Source organism: Luedemannella flava (genome assembly GCF_039528515.1).
GTDB classification, from domain to species: domain Bacteria; phylum Actinomycetota; class Actinomycetes; order Mycobacteriales; family Micromonosporaceae; genus Luedemannella; species Luedemannella flava.
In genome coordinates this window covers 1-21663 of record NZ_BAAALT010000022.1, presented here as the reverse complement: position 1 = coordinate 21663, position 21663 = coordinate 1, and the positions used below count along the sequence as shown (strand labels likewise).

Genomic DNA, 21663 nt, shown 5'->3' with positions numbered 1-21663 from the left:
TTTCAGCCACACCGGAGCCGTTTCGGCTCCGCGTTATCCTGGCGGCGGCAATGCCGTGATGTGCGTCGATGGGAGGCGGGCGTGCCGGTTCCTGGCACCGGGTCCGACGGGCGGCACGGACGGTCGGAGACCCGTCCCGGCGACCCGTACCGGTCGGTCACCATCGCGTTCATCGCGGAGCAGGCGGGCGTGTCGATCCCGACCGTGTCCAAGGTGATCAACGGGCGGTCGGGCGTCGGTGTGGAGACCCGCGCCCGTGTCGAGGCGCTCATCAACGAGCACGGCTACCAGCGCCCGGAGCCGACGAACCGCTCCGACATCATGGAGCTCGTCATGGGCGAGCTGGAGAGCCTGTGGGGCCTGGAGATCATCCGGGGCGTCGAGCAGACGGCCCGCGAGCACCAGGTCGGCGTGGTGCTGTCGGACTTCGACCAGCGGCCCAACGAGACGCGCGGCTGGGTCGAGGGCGCGCTCGCCCGCCGGCCGCGGTGCGTGGTCTCGGTGGCGCAACTGTCGAAGGCGCAGCGCGACCAGCTCATCGCCCGCAACATCCCGTTCGTGGTGTTCGACCTGGCCGCCGACCTGCCGGACGACGCCCCGTACGTGGGGGCAACCAACTGGATGGGTGGCCGCAGCGCGACGCGGCACCTGCTGGAGCTCGGCCACCGCAGGATCGCCATGATCAGCGGGCCGGAGCACGTGCTGTGCTGCCGTGCGCGGTTGGACGGCTACCGCTCCGCGATGGACGCGGCGGGCGTCCCGGTCGACCCGGAGCTGGTCCGCCGCGTCGACCTCAACCACGAGGAGGGCTACGCCGCGGGTCGCGCGCTGCTCGCCCTGCCCGACCGGCCGACGGCGATCTTCGCGGCCACCGACGTGCAGGCCATCGGGGTGTACCGGGCGGCCCGCGACGCCGGGCTGCGCATCCCCGAGGACCTCAGCGTGGTCGGCTTCGACGACCTGCCGGTCGTGGCCTGGGTCGACCCGCCGCTGACCACGGTGCACCAGCCACTGGCCGAGATGGCCGCCGCGGCGACCGAGCTGGCGCTCGCCCTCGGCCGTGGCGAACGGCCGGTCCAGCGCCGCATCGAGCTCGCCACGACGCTGACGGTCCGCGAGAGCACCGGTCCACCGCCCACGATCACGGGTTGATCGCGAGCACCAGAAAGGCCGCGAAGACCACGAGGTGCACCCAGCCCTGCAGCACGGTCGCGCGACCCGGCACGACGGTGAGGATCCCGACGACGACGGTGAGGGCGAACAGGCTCATCTGCGCGGGGCCCAGGCCGAGGATGAGCGGGCCCGTGAGCCAGAGCGACGCGAGCGCGATGGCGGGGATGGTCAGCCCGATGCTGGCGATGGCGGAGCCGAGCGCGAGGTTGATGCTGGTCTGGATCCGGTCGCGGCGCGCGGCGCGCACGGCCGCGATGGTCTCCGGCAGCAGCACCAGCAGCGCGATGACCACGCCGACCGCGCTGAGCGGCAGGCCCAGGAAGGCCACGCCCTTCTCGATCGCCGGCGAGACCGCCTTCGCGTCGCCCACCACGGCGACGAGCGCGACGAACAGCATCAGCGCGCTGACGGCGGCCGCCCGGGCGGGCGGCGGTGCGGCGTGGTCCTCCTCGACCACCGCCGCGTCGCCGTGCCCGGTCTCGTTGACCGGGAGGAAGTAGTCGCGGTGGCGCATGGTCTGGGTCATGACGAACACGCCGTACAACAGGATGGAGGCGACCGCGGCGAAGGTGAGCTGCCCGGTGGAGAACTGCGGGCCGGGCTTGCTGGTGGTGAACGTGGGCAGCACCAGCGACAGCGTCGTGAGCGTGGCCACGGTCGCCAGCGCCGCGCCCGAGCCCTCGGGGTGGAACACGGCGACGCGCCGGCGCACCGCGCCGACCAGCAGGGAGAGCCCCAGGATGCCGTTGCAGGTGATCATCACGGCGGCGAAGACCGTGTCGCGGGCCAGCGAGGCGGCCTTCTCCCCGCCGCTGGCCATGAGGGTGACGATGAGCCCGACCTCGATGACGGTGACCGCCACGGCGAGCACCAGCGACCCGAACGGCTCGCCCACCCGGTGCGCGATCACCTCGGCGTGGTGCACGGCGGCCAGCACGGCCCCGGCCAGCAGCACGGCGACCAGCAGGACCACCGGCCCGGCGAGGTGGCGTCCCCACACGAGGGCGAGCACCACCACCGCGAGCACGGGCACCACGACCGTCCACCGGGTGAGCGCCCGCCAGTTGTTCGTCATCCCGCCATTTTCTGGCAGAACACCCCGGTTAGCGCGGTTGGCGCGGCTTGCTGCCGAGTTCGACGGGCCGGCTGTCGTGGGTCAGCGACCCGTCGCGCGCCTTGCCCCGGCGCAGCAGCCGGGTGAGGAACCACAGCGCCCCGCCGAGCACCGTCACGTCGTCGAGGTAGATCGGGTCGGGCAGCACGTCGATCGGGAAGATCGTGTAGATCAGCGCGCCCCAGAACACCAGGTTGCCCTTGGCGCCCATGGCCTGCAGCGACTTGCGCACGGTGAACAGCCGCGACAGCAGGCGGATGGCCCACACGAGGGTCACCACGGCGACGACGACGGCGATCACACCAACGACGATCCACGCCTCCCGCGACATCGGCCGCTCCCTTCGTCTGTCCCCATGTAATACCCGCCCGCCCCGTCCGTCGAACACCAAAACTTTCGGGGTACGGGCGACCGCACGCAGGCCGGGCCGATCTCGCCGGCGCCGGAACTTCCGGGCACGCCGAATGTCATTTCGAAGCATTGAACGCCGCGAAAACATGTCGCTAACATCCCGGAATGGGTTCTGACGCAGCGGGCCCATCGACTACCTGCCGGGGCGACCGGGCGGGCCGCGCGGGCTCGTGGCCCGCCTGACCCTGGAGAGCATCCGCCGGAGGACCATGGACGCGCACTGGGTGGCCACCTGGGCGGCCATGCCGCAGTTCACCGAGCCCGACAACCTGCCGCCGCACGTGGCCGGCGGTCGCGCGTTCGTCGACGTCACCCTGCGGCAGACCGTCCGCGTCTCGGTGGGCGGCGAGCGGGTCCGGCTGCGGCTGACCAACGCGTTCGGCGACGTGCCGCTGGCGATCGCGGCGGTGAGCGTCGCGCTGCCGGCCGGCGGGGCGGCCGGCGTCAGCGCGATCCGGCCGGACACGGCCCGGGCCGTGACGTTCCACGGGCAGCGCTCGGTCGTCGTCCCGGCCGGCGCCCTGATGGTCTCCGACCCGCTCGACGTGCCCCTCGCGCGCGGGGCGAACCTGACCGTGTCGGTGCACCTGGCGCAGGGCCACCCCGCGGACGCGCTCACCTCGCACCCCGGCTCGCGCACCACGTCGTACGTGCTGGGCGGCAACCGGGTCGCGGACGCCGACCTGCCGGGGGCCGACCCGGTCGACCACTGGTACCTGCTCGGCGCCGTGGAGGTGTGGGCGCCGGCGACGACCGGCGCGGTCGCGCTGCTGGGCGACTCGCTGACCGACGGGCGGGGGTCCACCACCAACGGGAACGACCGCTGGCCCGACCGGCTGCTCGACCGTCTGCCCCCCGGCGTCGCGGTCATCAACCAGGCGGGCGGCGGCAACCGCGTACTCCATGATGGTCTTGGACCCAGCGCGCTGGCCCGGCTGGACCGCGACGTCCTCGCGCAGAGCGGCGTGCGCTGGCTCGTGGTCTTCGAGGGGGTCAACGACCTCGGCACGGCCGCGCCGACCGAGGCCGCGCAGAAGCAGGTCGCCGCCGACCTCATCGCGGCCTACGAGCAGCTCGTCGCCCGGGCGTACGCGCGCTGCGACCGCGTCTACGGCGCGACGATCACGCCGTTCGGCGGGAGCGACCCCTACGACGACCCGGACGGTCGACGCGAGGCCGCGCGGCAGGAGGTCAACCGGTGGATCCGGACCGGCGGCCTCTTCGACGGTGTCCTGGACTTCGACGCGGCCGTCCGCGACCCGGAGCGCCCGCACCGGCTGCTCGCCGCCTTCGACGAGGGCGACCACCTGCACATCAACCCGGCCGGCTACCAGGCGATCGCCAACGCGGTGCCGGACGGGCTGTTCCGTTAGGGAGACCGGCCTTCCTGTGGCGCGTGTCGCAGATCCATCTTGCCAAGATACATAGGGCGCCTATGTATCTTGGTGGACATGGCTCATGAGGACGCCGACCGGCTCGCCACCGAGCTGGTGATCTACGCGTCGCGGCTGGTCCGGGCCGTGCGTCGGCACGCGGGCGACGAGGTCGCGCCGGAGACGCTGCGGCTGCTGGCCCAGATCGACCAGCGCGGGCCCATCGGTATCACGCAGCTCGCCCAGGTGGAGAACTGCGCCCAGCCCACCATGTCGGCGGCCGTGCGCCTGCTCGCCGAGAAGGGCTGGGTCGAGCGGGCCGCGGACCCGCGCGACGCGCGCGCGTCGCTGGTGGCCCTCACCGCGGCGGGCGCCGCCGAGCTGCGGCGTGGACGCGAGCGCTTCGGCCGCGTCGTCGCCGGGTGGTTCGCCGTCGGTCCGCACACCGACGCGGACCTGCGCCGGGCCGTCGACCTCATGAAGTCCCTGGTCGCCCACGAGGCGGGCCAGTGAGCAAACCCCTGTGTCAGTGAGGAAGTCGCACCACCATGAGCACAACCCGAGTGGCCCCCGCGCCCGTGACGGCGCCGCCGAGAGCGTCCATCCTCAAGCAGCCCCGCGCCGTGTGGGCCGTGGCGTTCGCCTGCGTCATCGCGTTCATGGGCATCGGTCTGGTCGACCCGATCCTCAAGCCCATCGCCGAGGAGCTGCAGGCCAGCCCGAGCCAGGTCTCGCTGCTGTTCACCAGCTACATGGCCGTGATGGGCGTGGCCATGCTGATCACCGGCGTGGTGTCCACCCGCATCGGCGCCAAGCGCACCCTCGGCCTCGGCCTCGCCCTCATCGTCGTCTTCGCGGCGCTCGCCGGCTCGTCGGACACGGTCGGCGGCATCGTCGGCTTCCGCGCCGGTTGGGGCCTGGGCAACGCGCTGTTCATCGCCACCGCGCTGGCCACCATCGTGGCCTCGGCCAGCGGCTCCGTCGCGCAGTCCATCATCCTGTTCGAGGCGGCGCTCGGCGTCGGCATCGCGGCCGGCCCGATCATCGGCGGCCAGCTCGGCGAGATCTCCTGGCGGGCGCCGTTCTACGGCGTGGCCGTCCTCATGCTGATCGCGTTCGTGGCCACGGCCGTCTTCCTGCCGAAGACCCCGCCGGCACCGCGCAGGACGTCGCTGATCGACCCGTTCAGGGCGCTGCGCTACCCCGGCCTGCTCACCGTCGCGATCACCGCGCTCTTCTACAACGTCGGCTTCTTCGCGCTGCTGGGCTTCGCCCCGTTCCCGCTCAACATGACCGCCTCGCAGGTGGGCTGGATCTTCTGCGGCTGGGGCGTGCTGCTCGCGTTCACGTCCGTGGTCGTGGCCCCGTGGCTGCAGCGGCGCTTCGGCACCGTGCCGGTGATCGCGGCCGCGCTGTTCGGCTTCGCTCTCGACCTGGCCGCCATGGCCATCTTCACGGAGCACAGGCCGGTCCTGGTCGTGGGCATCATCGTGGCCGGCGCGTTCCTCGGTGTGAACAACACGCTGATCACCGAGGCGGTCATGGGCGCCGCGCCGGTCGAGCGGCCGGTGGCGTCGTCGGCGTACTCGTTCGTGCGGTTCTCCGGCGGAGCCGTCGCCCCGTGGGCGGCCGGCAAGCTGGCCGAGCACGTCAACGTGCACGCGCCGTTCTGGATGGGCACCGCGGGTGTGCTGGTCGCCGTGGCGACCATCCTCGCCGGCCGCCGCTTCCTGGTCGGCGCCCACGCGCCTGCACCCGGCAGCACCGCCGAGGCGGAGGCCATCGCCGTCGGTGACGCCGACTGACCGCACGACCCGCACTGGTGACGCGGCGGACGCCGCCACCCCGCCTCCTGGTGGGTGGCGACGTTCCGGATACACCACGTGTGCACATCTGGCGAGATATCCCACGCCGTGCCCGCCAGGTGTGCGCTTCTGGTGGCGCGGGGAGGTCGTGTCGTCGCCAGATGTGCACATGTGGCGGGCCCAGGGAGGTCGCGCCGCGCCAGATGTTCACATGTGGCGGGCCGGAGGCGCTTCAGGCTCGCCAGAAGTGAGCATCTGGCGGGCCGAGCAGCCTTCGACCTCGTCAGATGTGCACTTCTGGCGGTCGGGGCCGGTCTCGGGTCTGCCACATGCGCACTTCCGACGCGCGGGGTAGTGCACGGGTTCGGCGCGGGCGCTCCGGCACGCGTTCGCGCCCACGGCGCCGGAGCCGACGCGACCCCGACGGTCGTTACCGCAGCGACCGGGGAGCGGCAGCTGGTCGCCGCCGCCCCCCGGTCGTGACCTGTCAGGACTGTACGAACACCGCGACGGTGCGGGGCGGGACGGTGAACGTGCCGGTGGCGCGGTCGAACCCGGCCCCCGTCACGTGCAGCGCCGGGTGCACCGCGACCGTGGCGCCGGCCAGCGCCGGCACTTTCTGGGTCGCAACCGACGGCGTGGCGTTGAAGACCACCGTGATGGACCTCCAGCGCTTGTCCAGCCGCCCGCCCGGGCCCGAGTCCTTGAGCAGCATCGTGATGACGCCCGGGGTCTCGGAGGCCGTGCCCGACAGCGGGAACGACAGCCGGGCCTGCACCTGCCCGGCCGAGGAGAGGCTGAACAGCGGCGAGGACCTCTTGACCGCCAGCAGGTCGGCGTAGGCCGACGACGCCGCGTCGACCGCGGCGCAGTCCGGCACGATGGCCGGGTTCGCCAGCAGCGGCTGGGCGAACGACCACTTCGACCCGTTGTCGGCCGCCGGCGGCAGCCCGCGCCCGAACCCGTTCCCGGCCGAGCAGTCCCACTGAATCGCGTTGAACCAGTCACCCGAGTCGTACGAGTTGCGGTCGAGCGACTTGGACCGCAGCCGGTCCGACCCGCCGGCCGCGAACCCGACGCCCTGGCTGAGCGTCGCGAAACTCAACGCCAGCACCTGCATCTTCGCGCGGTCCGAAGCCGACGTGCCCGCCGGCAGCTTGTACGCCAGCGCGTCGAACAGGATCTCGTTGTCGTGCGCGTCGACGTACGTGACCGCCTCACCGGGCGCGCCGGTGTAACCGGCCGGCGAGCCGTTGTAGTCGACCTGCGACCCGGTCACCCGGTTGCCCGACGAGTCCACGAAGGAATAGTCGGCCAGGTTCCCGGCCAGCCCCACCTTGATCAGGTCGCTGTAGTGCAGCAGCCGGTCGCGTTGCGCGGCGGCGGACCCGTTGACGGGGTCGCCGTTCGGGTCGGTGTAGAGGCCGGACGCGAAGCCCTGCAGGCGCGGGTTGCCGTCGAACGGCCCGCCCCCACGCACCGCGTCGCGGAGCCGGTCGTTGAACGTGCCGATTCCGGTGCCGGCCAGGTTGGCCTGGGTGGCCTGGACGAAGCGGGCGTTGCCGGCCACCTCGCCGAAGTCCCAGCCCTCCCCGTACACGTAGATCTTCCTACCGTCGACGCCGTCGCGAGCGAGCGTCAAGGAGTCCAGGGCTGAACGCACCGCCAGGATGTTCTCCCTGGGGTGGTGGCCCATCAGGTCGAACCGGAAGCCGTCGACCTTGTAGACGCGAGCCCAGGTCACCACCGAGTCGACGACCAGTTTGCCCATCATGGCGTGTTCGGGCGCCGTGTTGGCGCAGCACGTCGAGTTGGCAGGAGTGCCGTCGTCGAGCAGCCGCTGGTAGTAGCCCGGCACGAGCTGGTCGAGCACCGAGTGCGCGTCGGTGCCGGCCGCGCTCGTGTGGTTGTAGACCACGTCGAGCACCACCCGCAGCCCGGCGCCGTTGAGCCCGGCCACCATCTGCCGGAACTCCCTGCTCCGCGCGGCCGGGTCGACCGCGTAGGAGCCCTCCGGCGTCGTGTAGTGCCACGGGTCGTAGCCCCAGTTGTAGCCGTCCCTGGCCGCGATGTCCGCCACGCACGCCTGCTGCTTGTCGGAGTCGGCCGGCAACGCCGCCAGGTCACACCCGGGCTGAGCCTGGTCGGACCGCTTCTCGGGCGCCGACGAGAAATCAAAGACAGGCATCAGGTGTACGTGCGTGAGCCCGGCCTTCGCGAGCGAGGAGAGGTGGGTCATGCCGGCCGCGCCCGGCCTCGCGAACGCGAGGTAGGTGCCGCGCTCGGCCGCCGGGACGGTGGTGTCCGCGATGGAGAAGTCCCGTACGGACAGCTCCTGGATCTGGATCTGACCCGGCGCCGTCGCCTTCGGCTTGGCCAGCGACGCCCAACCGGCCGGCGCCGTCGCGGCGTCGGTGAGGTCGACGAGCTGGCTGTGGGTGGAGTTGACGGCGAGCGCCACCGAGTAGGGGTCGGTGACCGACGCGGTGACGACCTTGCCGGCCGCCGGCTGCCAGACGCTGACCCTGAACCGGTAGAACTTGCCCTTCCACGACGCCGGCCCGCTGATCCGCCACACGCCGCTGGCGTCGTCGCGGGACATGGTTTTCACGGTCGGGTCGGCGCTCGGGCTGTCGAACAGCTCCAGCTCGACCGACGTGGCCGTCGGCGCCCACACCGCGAGGTTGGCCTTGCCGCCGCTGAACGTCGGCCCGAGAGTCGCCTTCGTGGCCGCGGCCGCGTAGATGTCGTCGAGCACGCCCGGCAGCTGCACCGAGGTGGCCGACAGCAGCTTGCCGGCGTCGTCGCGCTCGACGGCGACCACCTGCGAGCGCAGCGCCTCGCGCAGCTTGGCGACGTCGCGCGGGTCGACCGCGAAGGTCGGGTACTGCCACAGGTGCGGGAACGTCTTCCGCTGCGCCTCGGTGAGCCCGTTGGCGTTGGCGGACAGCCGGATGACCCGCTGGTCCCCGGTGAGCTGTCCGTCGGAGATCTTCAGGTCGCCGTCGGGGGAGTAGACCAGCGAGTAGGAACGCCCGTCCGTCGGACCGGCCTTCCAGGCGACCGTCGAGCGGTCGATCCACTGGGCCTTGGCCTTGCTCAGGTCGAGGTCGGCGGTGACCTTCTTCGCCTGGGGGAGCAGGTACCCGTTGACGCCCGAGAGCAGCCAGACCTCCCGGCCGGTGCCCACGAGGTCCAGCGACTGGTCGGCCGGCAGGTCCTTGGTGTCTCCCTTGTGGACGATGTAGGACAGGCTAGTCGCGCCCGCGGCGAGCGGCACCCGGTAGACGGCCCCGAACGCGTCGATGCTCGTCGGCAGGAACGGGGAGCCCCAGTCGGTGCCGTTGGCGGCCCCGGTCCACAGGTGCAGGCCCCAGCCGTCGTAGTCGCCGTCGGCCCGGTGGTAGTGCAGGACGGCGACATTCGGGTCAGGCGCCGGCGGGGCCTGGCCGGTGGCCTCCTGGTAGGACGTGTAGACCTTAGGGTCGCCCTGCTTGAGCCAGATCTCCCCGTGCGCCGTGGGGTCCACGGACCGGTCGGACTCGACGTCCTTGGTCCCGAACTTGTCCACGACCAGGAAGCCGACGCTCTTCGCGCCCGGCTTGAGCTTGATCCAGGAGAACCGGCCGTAGGCGTCCTCGCCGCTGAACGGCGCCCCGCTGGGCCAGCTCATGCCGGCCTCGATGTCGCCCCACGCGTAGGTGCTCCACGGGTCGTAGGAGCCGTCGCCGCGCAGGTAGTGCACCACCAGGTTGTCCGGCGCGCCGCCGGCCAGCGGCGGGGTCGCCACCGTGGCCGTCGACGTGGTCGACGTCAGGCGGCCGGCCGGGTCGCGGACCACCGCCTTGTACGTGAGCTTCGCGCCCGCCGGCAGCCCGGTCAGGTCGTGGAACACCCGGTACGGCGCCCGGTCGGCGGTGCCGAGCAGGCGCCAGCCGCCGTCGCCCACCTTCACGGCGAAGGTGACCTGCGCCGGGGCGTCGGTGCCCACGGCCGCGACCACCTCGGCGCGCGAGGCGACACCGCCCGTCGGTGAGGTGATCTTGATACTCGGTGACGCGTCGGCGGCGCCCACCGGAGCCGCGGCCTTGAGGGCCACGGCCGACAGGGCCGGGACGGTGACGGTCAGCTTCTTGTCCGCGTCGGTGGACGCGGTTCCCCCGCCGGTCGGGTAGACCTGCGCGAAGGACATGCCGGCCGAGAACGTCGGCACGGACACCGTCTGTGCAGTTGTGGCGTTGTTGACGGCCACCACGTACTCGACGGGGTTGGCCGGATCGAAGCGGCTGGCAGCAAAGACACCTGGTCCATCGGCGGCGAACCGGGTGACCTGAGCCCCGTCGGCCAGGACGGGGTGCGCGCTGCGCAGCGCCGCCAACTCGGCGATCGCCTGGTAGATCGGGTGGGACGTGGTGTAGTTGGCCACCGCGTGCGTGCTGCTCGTGCCGATGAGCGGCTGCGACAGGTAGTCCGCCGTCTTCGACGCGAACATGTCCTGCCGCGAGTCCTTGTCGCCGCCCGCGCCGGTGAAGCCCTGCTCGTCGCCGGAGTAGACGACCGGCTGCCCCCGGGTGAGGAACATCAGCTGCTCGGCGAGGATCGCCCGCTTGAGCTGGGCTTGAGGGTCGGTGCCGGCCACCCCGTTGCGGATGAACATGCCGATGCGGCCCATGTCGTGGTTGCCGAGGAAGGTCGGCAGCCGCTCGGCGCTTGACGACGCCGTGGTGTAGAGGTCGTCAGCCGCGTAGACGGAGGCGAGCCGCTGCGCCGACGCGCCGTTGGACACGAAGGCGTTGGCCGCGTCCTGGAAGCCGAAGTCCAGCGTCGCCGGGAGCTGACCCTGGCGGACGTAGGACGAGGACACCTCCGGGTCGGCGCTGTAGACCTCGCCGAACATGAAGAAGTCCGGCTTGCCGTGCGTCCTGGCGTAGCTGTTGATGCCCGACGTGAACTGCGGCCAGAACGCCATGTTCACGTGCTTGGTGGTGTCGATGCGGAACCCGTCGACGCCCGTGCTGCCGATCCAGTCCTGGTAGATCCTCGTCAGGCCGCGCACGACCTCGGGACGCTCGGTCCACAGGTCGTCGAGCCCGAAGAAGTCGCCGTACTCGCTGTTCTCGCCGCTGAACGTCGAGTCGCCCCGGTTGTGGTACATGGTGGGGTCGTTGAGCCACGCGGGCGCCTTCAGCTTCGCGTCGGCCGGGCTCTCGAACACCGGGGTGTACGGGAACGAGCCCGTGTTCACCTTGGGGAACCCGTTCGTCCCGGCCGCGTAGTTGCGGTCCTCGAACGGCTGCCCGGAGGCGTCCTCGTAGGGGGAGTCGGCCTTGCTGACGTAGCCGTACCTGTCTTCCTTGTAGCGGATGACGTCGGCCGTGTGGTTCGTGATGACGTCGAGGTAGATCTTGATGCCGCGCTTGTGCGCCGCCTCGACGAGCTTGCGCAGGTCGGCGTTCGTGCCGAAGTGCGGGTCGACCTGCGTGAAGTCGGTGATCCAGTAGCCGTGGTAGCCGGCCGAGGCGTTCGCGCCCTCGCCCTGCACCGGCTGGTTCTTGAAGACGGGCGCGAGCCAGATGGCGGTGGTGCCCAGGCCCTGGATGTAGTCGAGCTTGTTGAGCACGCCCTTGATGTCGCCACCGTGGTAGAAGCCCTTGTCGGTGGCGTCGTAACCGGTGCTGAGCCGGTCACCGGACAGTTTGCCCTTGTCGTTGCCGGTGTCGCCGTTGGCGAACCGGTCGGGGAGTACGAAGTAGAACTGCTCGTTGCGCGGCCGCTGCGGCGCGCGGGCCGCGAGCTGGGCGTCGCTGGGCTCGGTGGTCCAGTCGACGGGCTGTGCGGCGATGGTGGGCTCGGGGAGCGGGTCGGGACGGTTGGCCAGGGAGACGCCGATGGCTCCGAGACTGGCGGCGACCGCGACGGACAGCCCGATCACGTACGGGCTACGGGGACGTTTCAAGAGATTCATGGAGGCCTCTCCTGAGGGGGATGGCCGGACGGTACTCCTTCCAGAAAGTTGCAGCAAGGTTTTGCAAGGCTAGGGTATGGGCGTGCGTGTCGGATTCGGACTGCCCGTCGCGGGCGCCTGGGCCACCCCGGCCAACGTCGCCCGCTTCGCCGCCCGGGCGGAGGAGCTGGGCTACGGGTCGCTGTGGACGTTCCAGCGACTGATCGTTGGAGAGAACGAGCAGGTCCTGCCCGTCTACCGGGCGGTGCTCGACCCGCTGATCGCGCTGAGCTTCGCCGCCGCGCACACGTCGACCGCGCGGCTCGGCGTCGCCATCGTCAACGCGCCGTTCGTGTCGCCCACGGTCCTCGCCAAGCAGGCCGGCACCCTGGACCTGCTCTCCGGCGGTCGCCTCGACCTGGGCCTGGGCACCGGCTGGTCGCCCGCCGAGTTCGTCGCCACCGGCGCGTCGATGGAGCGCCGTGGCAGGCGCGTCGAGGAGTACGCCGCCGTCCTGCGCACCCTGTGGGCCGACGAGGTCTCCTCGTTCGACGGCGAGTTCTACGCCGTCCCCGCCGCGCGGATGGATCCCAAGCCGGTGCAGCGACCCGGCCCGCCGCTGCTGTTCGGCGGCTCGGTGCCGGCCGCGCTGCGCCGGGCGGGTCGCCTCGGCGACGGTTGGATCAGCCGCAGCGCCCAGGACCTCTCCGCGATCGCCGCGGACGTCGCCGAGGTGAGGCGCGGCGCGGTTGAGGCGGGCAAGGACCCTGCCGCGGTACGCATCGTGTGCCGGGGCGTGGTCCGCCCCGGCGAGCGCGGCCCGCGCCTGTCCGGATCGCCGGACGACATCCGCGCCGACCTCGCCTGGCTGGCCGACCAGGGCGTCACCGAGGTCTTCCTCGACCTCAACTGGGACCCCCTGATCGGCAACCCCGCCACCGACCCCGACGAGGCCACCACCCGCGCCGACACCCTCCTCACGGCACTCGCGCCCTAGAGCGCCACTTACTGCGGAAGTCGACTTCTGGTGGCTTGGCGGGCCGGCAGGGATCCGTGGGCGCCAGTAACGGTTACGCAGCGCGGCTCGCCACCGTGGCCGCTTGGTGTCACTATGTTGCGCAGCCCGACTCCACCACCCCCTCAAGGAGCGACATGGCCAGGCGGGAAGACGGCAGCAAACTGGTGCTGCGCGGCGTACTCATCTCGGTCGTCACCGTCGCGATCCTGGTGCTGCTCGCGGCCTTCCACACCGCGGTGTTCGACGCCGTCGCGGGCGCCTGGAACTTCGTCGTGGACCGGATCCCGGACGACGGGGCGCAGCGGACGGCGGTCCTGGTCTACCTCATCGTCTCGGTCCTCATCGGGATCATCTTCTCCAGGGCCGGCCACTTCACCGCCTACGGCGTGGCGATGGGCCTGATCCCGCTGCTGTGGGTGCTGTTCTGGGAGGGCTTCCCGCCGCTCGGGCTGAACCCGGGGTGGACCGACAGCCTCGGCGTCGGGCACATCGGCCCCGGCATCGTCTCGACCTGGGCGTTCGTCGCCGTCATCCTGATGACGCTGGTGTTCGTGCCGCTGGAGCTGTGGGAGAAGGCGCGCCGCCGCGGGCGTGCCCGCAACGACGACTGACCCGCGTAGCGTGACCGACGTGATCGACGTCGCGGCGGACCACCCGTTCGGACTTTCGGCCCTGCCGTACGGCAGTTTCTCCGTCGGCGGCGGGCCGCGTCGGGTCGGCGTCAGATTCGGTGGGTACGTCCTGGACGTCGCCGCGCTGGCCGACCGCCTGCGGTGGGCGCACGCGGACCTGTTCGCCGGCCCGGTGCTCAACCCGTTCATGGCCGCCGGGCCGGACGCGTGGGCGACGGTGCGCGCGGACCTGCGCGGCTGGCTCGCGGCCGACCCGGATCCGGACCTGTTCACGCCGTTGGCGGACGTGGCGCTCCACCTGCCGGTCGAGGTCGCCGACTACGTCGACTTCTACGCGTCCGAGCAGCACGCGACGAACGCCGGCCGGATCTTCCGCCCGTCGGGTGAGGCTCTGCTTCCTAACTGGAAACACCTGCCCGTCGGCTACCACGGGCGCGCCGGCACGGTCGTCGTCTCCGGCACGGACGTCACCCGCCCCGTCGGGCAGTTCCGCGACCCGGAGGTCACCTTCGGCCCGTCGCGGCGGCTGGACTTCGAGGCCGAGGTCGGGTTCGTCGTCGGCGTGCCCACGGCGATGGGCGACCGGGTCGCGGTCGCGGATTTCGAGCGGCACGTCTTCGGGGTGGTGCTGGTCAACGACTGGTCGGCGCGCGACATCCAGGCGTGGGAGACCGTGCCGCTCGGGCCGTTGCTGGGCAAGTCGTTCGCCACGTCCATGTCGGCGTGGGTGCTGCCGCTGGCCGCGCTCGACCACGCGCGGGTCGCGCCGCCGGCCCGGGACGTGCCCGTCCTGCCCTATCTGGCCGGCGACGACCGGGCCGGGCTGGACATCGCGATCGAGGTGACGATCGGCGGGCACGTGGTCAGCCGCCCGCCGTTCGCCACGATGTACTGGACGGCCGCCCAGCAGCTGGCCCACCTGACGGTGAACGGCGCGAGCCTGCGCACCGGGGACCTGTTCGCCTCCGGCACGGTCAGCGGCCCCGACCGCGACCAGTGGGGCTCGCTGCTGGAACTCAGCTGGAACGGGCGCGACCCGGTCACGCTCGCGGACGGCGCGACGCGGACCTTCCTGGCCGACGGCGACGAGGTGGTCATGACGGCCACCGCGCCGGGCCCGGGCGGGGTGCCGATTGCGCTCGGTGAGGTGCGCGGCACGGTGCGTCCAGCGCAGGTGTGATCTTTCGGGCCGTCGGCTCGGACAAACGGCTAAAGGTCGCCCACCCGCGGTCGACGGGGCGACCGGGCGGCGTCCGTTCGCCGTAGAGTGCGGTGCTCGTTATCCCCGCTTCACCCCGGCAGGAGTCACCCACGGTGGGAATCCCCCTCAACCGTCGTGCCCTCACGCTGACCGCCCTCGTGGCCGCCCCGGTTATCGCCGCGGCCGCTGGCGTCGCCGTGCTGGTCACACGACCCGCACCCGTCGCGTCGCTGGTCGCGGCGAACGGCCCGACGATCCAGGTAGGCGACAACGGTCTCGCCCGGTACCTGACGACGTCCCCCGACCGTCCGATCGCGCCGCCCGCCGACCTGCCCAGGGACGCCACCCCGGAGCAGGCCGCCCGCGCGCACCTGACGTCGTTCGGCACCGCGTTCGGCGTGGCCGACCCGGCGAAGGAGCTCACGACCGTCCGCTCGTTCGGTCAGGGCGCCGCCGAGGTCGTGCGCTTCCAGCAGACGTACGGCGGCCTGCCGGTCATCGGGGGTCAGCTCGCCGTCACCGTGAACTCCGCCGGTGGCCTGCTCGCCATCAACGGCGAGGCGGGCGCCACCGGGGGCGCCACCACGAAGGCGACCATCTCCGCGGCGGACGCGAAGAAGTACGCCGTCGCCTCCACCGCCCGCAAGCTGAAGATCGCCGCGAGCAAGCTGCGCGCCGGTACGGCGACGCTGTCGCTCTACGACGCCTCGCTCGTCGCCCCGAACGGCGTCCCGGGCGCCCGCCCGGTGTGGCACGTCGAGGTCACCGCGCCCAGCCGCCGCAACGTCGACCAGTTCGTCCTCGTCGACGCCCGCAGCGGTCACATCGCACTGACGTTCTCGCAGGTGGAGACGGCCAGCGAGCCCAACCGTTCGGTCTGCGACCTGGCCAACAACCCGAACCTCGCCGACCCCATCTGCCTGTCGGCGGCGAACAACCCCGTACGCACGGAGACCAGCGGGCCGTCGGGCATCGCCGACGCGGACTACGCGTTCGAGCTGACCGGCGCCGTGCACCGGTTCATGCAGAGCCTCGGCCGCGACGGCATCGACGGCAACGGCGCACTGCCGCTGATCTCCACGACGCGTTTCTGCCCCGCGTCGTACGACACGTCGAGCGGCTGCAGGTACCCCAACGCGTTCTGGGACGGCGACGAGAAGCAGATGGTCTTCGGCGACGGGTACGTCGTCGACGACGTGGTCGGGCACGAGCTCACGCACGGCGTGACGCAGTACACGTCCAACCTCCTGTACTACTACCAGTCCGGCGCCATCAACGAGTCGATCTCGGACGTGCTCGGCGAGCTGTTCGACCTCTCCTTCGACGGGGAGTCGCTCGCGACGCCGACCACGACCGCCCCGGCCACCTCGGCCCCGGCCACCTCGGCCGCCCCGACGACCGCGGCGCCGACCACGTCGGCTCCCGCAACGTCGGCACCGGTGACCTCGGCTGCCGGGACGTCCGCGGCGGAGACCCCGGCCCCGGAGGACTCCGCGCCGCAGACCTCGGCCGCCGAGACGTCCGCGCCGGTCACCAGCGACGCACCGACGACGTCCGCCGCTCCGCAGACCTCGGCCGCCGAGACGTCCGCGCCGGTCACGAGCGGCGCCGCGCCGACGAGCGAGTCGGCCGGACAGGGCGTCAAGCCCGGTACGCCGCGTCTCGTTCCCGGCGCCGACGGCGACGACATGCGCTGGCTCGTCGGTGAGGATCTGCCGATCGACCCGACGCGCCCGCGGCCGCCGAACACGGGTGGTGCCATCCGCAGCATGAGCAACCCGTCGCTGTTCTCCCAGCCCGACGCCATGGCGGAGACCGGCAACGACCCCACTGTCAACAGCGAGCTGTGGAACCCGCTGTGGTATGACGCCGGCGGCGTGCACATCAACAGCGGCGTCGGCAACAAGGCCGCCTACCTGATGACCGACGGCGGCACGTTCAACGGCGTCACCGTCGCGGGCATCAAGGACCTCACCAAGGTCGGCAGGATCTGGCTGGGTGCGGAGCAGCTGCTCACCTCGGGCGCCGACTACGGCGACCTGGCGTACGCGCTCCAGCAGGCCTGCGCGAACCTCGGCTACACCAGCGAGTGCGTCTCGGTCACCAACGCGGTGACGGCGGTCCGGATGACCGTGCAGCCGGCCAAGGAGGCCGCGATCAAGCACGCCCACGCCTGCCCGGCCGGCCAGGGCCCGAAGAACCTGTTCCTCGACAGGTTCATCAACGCGGACGCCTGGACGGTCAGTTCGACGGTCAAGCTCGACGGCACGGTGAAGCCGAGCACCATCGCGGGCAACGCCCTGTACATGGACGTTCCGTACCCGGACACGGCGTCGCGCACCCTCACCGCGACGCTCAAGACCGGCATCACGTTGCCCGCCACGGGCACGGTCTACGTGCGTTTCGACCACCTGGACGCGTTCGACTGGTGGGGCCCGATCCCGGAGGACCCGGAGGAGATCTTCCTGGACGGCGGGTTCTTCGGGGCCACGACGAGCACGGCGACCAACCCGAGCTTCCCGGCGCCCAAGGGCACCTGGACGAACGGCCCGAACCGGTCGATCTGGGCCACGGGCACGACGGGCTTCGGCGGCGACAGCCGCGGCTGGACGTCGTCGAAGATCGCGCTCGACCAGGCGACGTACCAGGGCAAGAAGCTCCGGCTCCAGTTCAAGGTCGTGACCGATGGCCTGTTCACGCCGGACAGCGCCGGCTACGGCTGGTGGCTGGACAACGTGCGGGTCTACACGTGCGCGGCCAGGAACCCGGTGCACTCCGACTACAACGGCGACGGCATCAACGACGCCGCGATCGGCGCGCCCGACCGCGACCTCGGCGGCCTGGCCGACGCCGGCGCGGTGACGGTCAGCTACGGCGGCAGCAGCGTCGGCCTCCCGCCGGCGAGCGCCCGGATGCTCACGGCCGGCATGGGCGCGTACGGCGCCGTGCCGGTGGTGGGCCAGCAGTTCGGTTCCTCGGTGGCCAGCGCGGACTTCAACGGCGACGGCTACGCGGACCTGGCGGTCGGCGCGGCGGCCAAGGGCAGCACGGCGGGGACGGTCTCGGTGTTCTACGGCTCGTCCGAGGGCATCACCACCCGCGGCGCGCGGGTCTTCGCCAGCAACACGTTCGCCACCGCCGCCAGCGGCTTCGGTAGGACGCTCGCCGCCGGCGACGTCAACAAGGACGGGTACGCCGACCTCGCCATCGGCGTGGAGGGCGCCGACGCGGCGAAGGGCGGCGTGGGCCTGCTCCGCGGCGCGTCGGGTGGTCTCACCACGACCAACAAGCAGTGGTTCACGCAGGACTCGTCCGGGGTGCCGGGCGCCGGCGAGGCGGGCGACCGCTTCGGCAACGCGGTGGCCTTCGGCGACTTCAACAGGGACGGGTACGCCGACCTCGCCGTGGGCGTCGCCCACGAGGGCATCGGGACGCAGGCGAACTCGGGCGCCTTCGTGGTGCTGCCGGGCACGTCGTCCGGCCTGACCGGCACCGGATCGAAGGGCATGTCGCAGGACAGCTCCGGCGTGCCGGGCGCGGCCGAGGCCAACGACCTGTTCGGTGCCGCGCTCGCGGTCGGTGACTTCAACAGGGACGGGTACGCCGACCTCGCGGTCGGCGCGCCCGGTGAGGCCATCAGCGGCACGGGCGCCGGCGCGGGCGCCGTGACGATCCTCAAGGGTTCGTCCGGCGGTATCACCGCCTCGGGCTCGACGGCGTTGTCGCAGAACACCTCGGGCGTGCCGGACACCGGCGAGACCGGCGACCTCTTCGGCGGCACGCTGGCCACGGGCGACGTCACCGGTGACGGGTACGTCGACCTGGCCGTGGGCGCGCCGGGCGAGGCGGTCGGGACGCAGGCGTTCGCCGGCACCGTGGCCGTGCTCAAGGGCGGCTCGGGCGGTCTCACCGGCTCCGGCGCGGTGGCGATCGGCCAGACCACGGCGACGGGTGGCAACGAGACCGGTGACCGGACCGGGGCGGCGCTGGCGATCATCAAGATCAGGTCTGGTACCGGGGCCAACCTGCTGGTCGGCATCCCGGGCGAGGACAATGGCACCGGTGCCCTGATGGTCTACGCCGCCGGGCCCACCACCACCGGGCTGCAGGTCCAGACGGGCAACCAGTTCGACGGCAGGGCCGAGGTCGGCGCGCTGTTCGGCGCCGCCATCGGCTGACGGCCGACATGACGGCGGGGGCCGCGACCGGAGACGGGTCGCGGCCCCCGCTCCATGTCTGTGCCGGCTGGACCCGATGTGGCAGGGTCGGCACGTGACGGATGAAGGTCAAGGACCGCTGGCCGGTCTGCGTGTGGTTGAGCTGGGCGGCATCGGGCCGGCGCCGTTCTGCGGAATGATGCTGGGCGATCTGGGGGCCGACGTGATCCGCGTGGCGCGGGTCGAGGAGGCCGGCGCCCCGGCGCCCGACGCCGTGCTGCACCGCAACGCCCGTTCCGTCGCCGTCGACCTGAAGCACCCCGACGGCGTGGCCGCCCTGCTGCGCGTCGTGGACGGCGCGGACGCGGTGATCGAGGGGTTCCGGCCCGGGGTCGCCGAGCGGCTCGGCCTCGGCCCCGACGTGTGCCTGGCCCGCCGTCCGGCGCTGGTCTACGGCCGGATGACCGGCTGGGGCCAGACCGGCCCGGCGGCCCACACCCCGGGCCACGACATCAACTACGTGGGCCTCGCCGGCGTGCTGGACGCGATCCGGCCGGCCGGCGCCGTGGACTGGGCGCCCGTGCCGCCCGCGAACCTGGTGGGCGACTTCGGCGGGGGCGGGATGCTGCTCGCCGTGGGCCTGCTCGCCGCGCTGCTGCACGCCCGGACGACCGGTCAGGGACAGGTGGTCGACGCCGCCATGGTGGACGGCTCGGCGCTGCTGCTGGCCATGGCGTACGGCGCGTGGCGGCCGGGGGTGTGGCAGGCCGTCGGCGGCATCGACATCGTCAGCGGCGGGGCGCCGTTCTACCGGTCGTACCGGTGCGCGGACGGGGGGCACGTCGTGGTGGGCGCGCTGGAGCCGCGCTTCTACGCCGAGCTGCTCGCCGTGCTGGGGCTCGCCGGCGACCCCGACTTCGCCGCGCAGTACGACCGGTGGGCGTGGCCGGCGATGCACGCCCGGCTGGCCGAGATCTTCGCGGGGCGGGCGCGGGACGAGTGGGCCCGGCTGTTCGACGGCACGCAGGCGTGCGTCACGCCCGTACTCGGCATGGATGAGGCGCCCGACCACCCGCACCTGGCCGCGCGCGGCACCTACCGGACCCGCGACGATGGGACGGTGGAGCCGGCGCCCGCCCCCCGGTTCGCGGCCACCCCGGCCGGTCCGGTCCGGGCGCCGCGGCCGCTCGGCGCGGACACCGCGGCGGTCCTGGCGGCCGCCGGGCTCGCCGAGGACGACGTGGCACGGCTGGCCAAGGCCGGTGTCGTGGCCGTGGAAGTTCCGCCGTCGAAATAGCTCCGACCTGGGGCCTCTCGCCCTGCATCGACGTTGATTTCATCGATGATTGCTGCTGGATACACTGAACCCGGCCCTTTATCCAGCGAAGTTCATCGATTGAATCCCCGGCGCTGGGTGGGGCGGAGAGAGGATCGGCACACCCATGTGGATCTCACGATGGCGGTCGCGTCGCGGCCGCACGGTGGCGGCGGCTGCCGCCCTGGCGAGCGGGCTCGCGGCCACGGCCGTGGCCCTCGTCATCGCCCCCGGCGCCAACGCCGCGACGGGCTGCCAGGTCACGTACGCGCCCAACTCCTGGCCCGGCGGCTTCACCGCCAACATCCGCGTCAGCGGCGGTGACCAGGCCCTGAGCGGCTGGACGGTCACCTGGAGCTACAGCGGCGACCAGCGGATCACCAACGGCTGGAACGCCACCGTCAGCCAGAGCGGCACGTCCGTGACCGCGACGAACATGTCGTACAACGGCAACGTCGCCGCCAACGCCGCCACCGAGTTCGGGGTGCAGGGCACGTACTCGTCGAGCAACCCGACGCCGACCGCCTTCGCGGTCAACGGCGTCGCCTGCGGCGGCACGACCACCACGTCCGCCGCGGTCACCTCCCGCGCGGTGACGTCGGCGCCGGTGACCTCGCGCGCGGTCACCTCCGCGCCGGTCACGTCGCGCGCGGTGACCTCCGCCCCCGTGACGTCGGCTCCCGTCACCTCCGCCCCGGTCACCTCGGCCCCGGTCACGTCGGTTCCGCCGGCGGGCTGCTCGGGCGCGAGCATCTGCGACGGCTTCGAGAGCCTCGCGGCGGGCACGCCGTCGGGCGCCTGGAGCGTCCAGAACCCCAACTGCTCCGGCTCGGGCACGGCGACGATCGACACGACGACCGCGCGGTCGGGCTCGAAGTCGCTGAAGGTCAACGGCACCGCCGGCTACTGCAACCACGTCTTCGTCCAGTCGGCCACCGCGCTGACCGGCAACACGTGGTACGCCCGGTTCTACGTCCGGCACACCACCGCGCTGCCGTCCTCGCACGTGACGTTCCTGGCCATGAAGGACACCGCCGACGGCGGCCGGGACCTGCGCATGGGCGGCCAGGGCAACAAGCTGCAGTGGAACCGCGAGTCCGACGACCAGACCCTGCCGGTGCAGAGCCCGGTCGGCCTGTCCTACTCCGTCGACCTGCCCACGAACACGTGGACCTGCGTGGAGTTCATGGTCAGCGGTGCCAACGGCCAGATGCAGACGTGGATCAACGGCGCCGACGTCGCCGGCCTGCGCGAGGACATGGTCGCCACGGCCGACATCGACTCCCAGTGGGTCAACAGCCGGCCGAACTGGCGGCCCGCGCTGAGCAATTTCCGCATCGGTTGGGAGAGCTACGGCGAGGGCGCCGACACCCTCTGGTACGACGACGTGGCCGTCGGCGCGAGCCGCATCGGCTGCTGACATGCCGCACTCTAGTTGATCACCAAAGTCGATCTTGGCACGAAACACGCGGACATCCGCGTGCTCGACTTTCGCACTTTTCGTGATCAAGTGGTGGGGT

The 21663-nt window shown here is 72.1% G+C and carries 13 protein-coding genes; 10 read left to right on the top strand and 3 right to left on the bottom strand.

What is annotated here, in order from left to right:
• Positions 1–81 precede the first annotated feature (81 nt).
• Positions 82–1152, top strand: a complete 1071-nt coding sequence (locus tag ABD211_RS05180; protein WP_344126759.1) for a LacI family DNA-binding transcriptional regulator — start codon at positions 82–84, stop codon at positions 1150–1152.
• On the opposite strand, the gene ABD211_RS05175 is transcribed toward ABD211_RS05180, so the two are convergent.
• Together ABD211_RS05175 and ABD211_RS05170 are read right to left on the bottom strand one after the other, a co-directional pair.
• Positions 1142–2248 carry a calcium:cation antiporter gene (locus ABD211_RS05175; RefSeq protein WP_344126757.1) on the bottom strand — a complete coding sequence of 369 codons (1107 nt, stop codon included), beginning with the start codon at positions 2246–2248 and terminating at the stop codon, positions 1142–1144. The genes ABD211_RS05180 and ABD211_RS05175 overlap by 11 nt on opposite strands.
• Positions 2249–2276: 28 nt before the next feature.
• Positions 2277–2618: a DUF1232 domain-containing protein gene (locus tag ABD211_RS05170; protein ID WP_344126755.1), complete on the bottom strand. Its 342-nt coding sequence runs from the start codon at positions 2616–2618 to the stop codon at positions 2277–2279.
• Positions 2619–2907: 289 nt separating this feature from the next.
• On the opposite strand from ABD211_RS05170, the gene ABD211_RS05165 reads away from it, so the two are divergent.
• The 3 genes from ABD211_RS05165 to ABD211_RS05155 all read left to right on the top strand — a co-directional run bounded on the left by ABD211_RS05165 (position 2908) and on the right by ABD211_RS05155 (position 5876).
• Entirely contained in the window at positions 2908–4071 is a 1164-nt protein-coding gene (locus tag ABD211_RS05165; protein WP_344126753.1) for an SGNH/GDSL hydrolase family protein, read from the top strand.
• A 78-nt stretch (positions 4072–4149) separates the two neighbouring features.
• Positions 4150–4584 (top strand): MarR family winged helix-turn-helix transcriptional regulator, encoded by a 435-nt coding sequence (locus ABD211_RS05160; RefSeq protein ID WP_344126751.1) that lies wholly within the window; start codon positions 4150–4152, stop codon positions 4582–4584.
• Positions 4585–4619: 35 nt separating this feature from the next.
• Positions 4620–5876 (top strand): MFS transporter, encoded by a 1257-nt coding sequence (locus ABD211_RS05155; protein WP_344126749.1) that lies wholly within the window; start codon positions 4620–4622, stop codon positions 5874–5876.
• A gap of 487 nt (positions 5877–6363) precedes the next feature.
• On the opposite strand, the gene pulA is transcribed toward ABD211_RS05155, so the two are convergent.
• Positions 6364–11841, bottom strand: a complete 5478-nt coding sequence (pulA, locus tag ABD211_RS05150) for a pullulanase-type alpha-1,6-glucosidase (RefSeq protein ID WP_344126747.1) — start codon at positions 11839–11841, stop codon at positions 6364–6366.
• Between the two features lie 76 nt (positions 11842–11917).
• On the opposite strand from pulA, the gene ABD211_RS05145 reads away from it, so the two are divergent.
• The 6 genes from ABD211_RS05145 (at position 11918) to ABD211_RS05120 (ending at position 21563) form a co-directional block, all read left to right on the top strand.
• Positions 11918–12817, top strand: coding sequence for a TIGR03619 family F420-dependent LLM class oxidoreductase (locus ABD211_RS05145; protein WP_344126745.1), 900 nt, complete (start codon positions 11918–11920; stop codon positions 12815–12817).
• 155 nt (positions 12818–12972) lie between these two features.
• Entirely contained in the window at positions 12973–13449 is a 477-nt protein-coding gene (locus ABD211_RS05140; RefSeq protein ID WP_344126743.1) for a hypothetical protein, read from the top strand.
• A gap of 19 nt (positions 13450–13468) precedes the next feature.
• Positions 13469–14650 (top strand): fumarylacetoacetase, encoded by a 1182-nt coding sequence (fahA, locus tag ABD211_RS05135; RefSeq protein ID WP_425560349.1) that lies wholly within the window; start codon positions 13469–13471, stop codon positions 14648–14650.
• A gap of 134 nt (positions 14651–14784) precedes the next feature.
• Positions 14785–18849: a M4 family metallopeptidase gene (locus tag ABD211_RS05130; protein ID WP_344126739.1), complete on the top strand. Its 4065-nt coding sequence runs from the start codon at positions 14785–14787 to the stop codon at positions 18847–18849.
• Positions 18850–18943: 94 nt separating this feature from the next.
• On the top strand, positions 18944–20125 hold the full coding sequence (locus ABD211_RS05125) for a CaiB/BaiF CoA transferase family protein (protein ID WP_344126737.1): 1182 nt from the start codon (positions 18944–18946) through the stop codon (positions 20123–20125).
• Between the two features lie 145 nt (positions 20126–20270).
• Complete coding sequence (locus ABD211_RS05120; protein ID WP_344126735.1) at positions 20271–21563, top strand: cellulose binding domain-containing protein; 1293 nt, start codon at positions 20271–20273, stop codon at positions 21561–21563.
• Positions 21564–21663: the final 100 nt, after the last annotated feature.